Below are 2144 nucleotides of genomic sequence, written 5' to 3'. Positions count from 1 at the left end.
TGACTTCGAGTGAGGTGTAAGGCTCATTCAAGCATGAATAGAAATATTCATGTGTCTGCGTCTGTTGCCGCTGCTTTTGTTCCATTTCTCGTTCTTTGGCATTGTGCAGCCGGATTTTCTGGATCTCAGCCAGGTATTCCACGGTTTCATTCTGTTTCCCAGCACCTAATTTGGGTTCCGGGAGATACAAGGTGCCATGGATCTCGTTGTATTTCTCATAGTTGTCAGCTGAAACCTGATTTTTGATGGTGATGTCTTGGCCATCCAGTGTGTAGGTGACGGTTGGACAGTGCTGTGCAAGGGCATCATTCAGATGGTTTTCCCATTGTTTTCGGATATAAATTAAAAAAGTGGAATAGTCTGCGTGGCCATCCTGCAGCTGGATTTTCTTTGCACCGCCTTTGCTTGGATCTTTGGGGTTATAGCGTTTGAAATATTGTTCGGCTGTCCGTTCAATACTGTCATCGGCTTTTAGCGAGAACATGATGTGACAATGAGGCTGATCTTCGCCACTGAGGCGCGATTTAACGTTATGTATGGCGTATGAATGCGGATATTGCTGTGGAACTATATGTTTGTCTAAAAACGTCTCTATGAGCGTTTTACGCTGTTCTGGCGTGAACTCATTTGGTAGGGCAATTTCATACTCCATGTAGGCCTTGGCATTGGCTCGTTCATGACTATCGGCTGCCTGCCAAAACTCAATCGGATCTTTGACAAAGGCGGGCATGCAACGTCCAGGTTCAACATGTTCTAGGACTTCTTCGCTTTTTTTCCTGATGCCTTCGTACTGCATCAACCGAGCAATATAGAGGTAATGCTGGGTGGCGTAGCCTTTATTTTTACTTTTGACGCTGAAGTGATAACTGGCCATGCTCACCTTTTTGTTGGTCTGGGATCGGTTTTTATGCAGTGAAACGGAATGAAAACCGCCCGGATTTGGAATGCCTGGATGGCTGAAAAATCCGGTTGAAGGGGGTCAAGGGGGAAGCGCCCCATTGCGTACTAGTTTCTCCGATTAGGAGAAACTGTCAAGTGCGAATTATTTAAAATAAAAATAAAAATTCTTTTCAAGAAATTTTATTTTTATTTTAAATAATTATTTTCAGACTGCCCTCTTTAAATATGGTAAAACCATATTTAAAGAGGTTGCAGTTCTGAAAATTAGGCGGCAGATGATGACTGTTGAAAAAGCAAAAAAGCGTGGAAGACCAGCTCAATTACTTCAAGTGGCAGAGTTACATGCTTTTGTGGAATATCTCTTAGAAAAAGATCCACGGACCGACTTACAGAATCAGGTCATTGATGCATTGGAGGCTGAAGACTTTAATTTTGAGATGTTGTCTGAAGCACAGAAAATATTAGTCAAAGAAGCATTAAAACCTTACAGAGAGCATCTGAAGCTTCAGCTGCTGTTTGATGAGCTGTCTAAAAATCCTAGACAGACTGAATATGAAGCTAAATTTATCGAGTTGTTTCATGCATACCAGGACAATCAACTGGGTGTTGCTGAACTGAATATTCTGAAGATGATGTGTACCCGATATCTGAATTTCAAAGCTCAAAAACTGCAATATGCTGATTTGGAGCTGTACTTGAGTCAGATCCAGAAAAAAGATGCAGGGAAAAAGCGTAAAGCTGAAAACAATCGAAAGTATCAGCTCGGTGGCGCTGTGATTGCTGCTTATAAAGAATTGGGTCTTAATATTGATACCTTGACACCAGATCAAGTTAGAAAAGCCATTGTAGGAAATAAGAGGATCATCAATAAGATCGAAAAATCTATAATATTTGAGCAGATTGATATGGATCTTGATACTTTGTACTTCAGGTGGCCAATATTTCTGAAGGTCATTGATAAATTAGCAATGATTGAGTATGAGGGTGAAGTCGTTCCTGAGTATATAAAAGAAATTTATTTAGCTTTATCAGAGTGTAAGGCAGGCAAAAAATAGTTAAAAATTATTAAATTGTAGTAATAAAAAGCCTGATATATCAGGCTTATCAGTGATTGATTGGATTTAGATATCCATTTTCTTAAACAAGAAGAAGGGTAAATTCCGAATAATCATGATGATGATTGCCAATTTGCCAGGTGTGTAGAATATTGCAATAAAAAACCCCGGTATCCTGCCAGGGTTTTA

The 2144-nt window shown here is 40.0% G+C and carries 2 protein-coding genes; one reads left to right on the top strand and one right to left on the bottom strand.

Features of this window, described 5'->3' with window-relative positions:
- Nucleotides 1-874 (bottom strand): MobA/MobL family protein (locus tag FTV34_RS17085; protein WP_180070865.1); only part of this gene is annotated, 874 nt, incomplete at its 3' end.
- 304 nt (nt 875-1178) lie between these two features.
- Between FTV34_RS17085 and FTV34_RS17080 the strand changes: the two genes are divergently transcribed.
- Entirely contained in the window at nt 1179-1955 is a 777-nt protein-coding gene (locus FTV34_RS17080; protein ID WP_180070863.1) for a hypothetical protein, read from the top strand.
- Nucleotides 1956-2144 lie beyond the last annotated feature (189 nt).

It is taken from the genome of Acinetobacter sp. YH16038 (assembly GCF_013417275.1).
In the GTDB taxonomy this organism is placed as follows: domain Bacteria; phylum Pseudomonadota; class Gammaproteobacteria; order Pseudomonadales; family Moraxellaceae; genus Acinetobacter.
The sequence above is the reverse complement of the archived record's forward strand: the minus strand, read 5'-3'. Positions and strand labels throughout refer to the sequence as shown.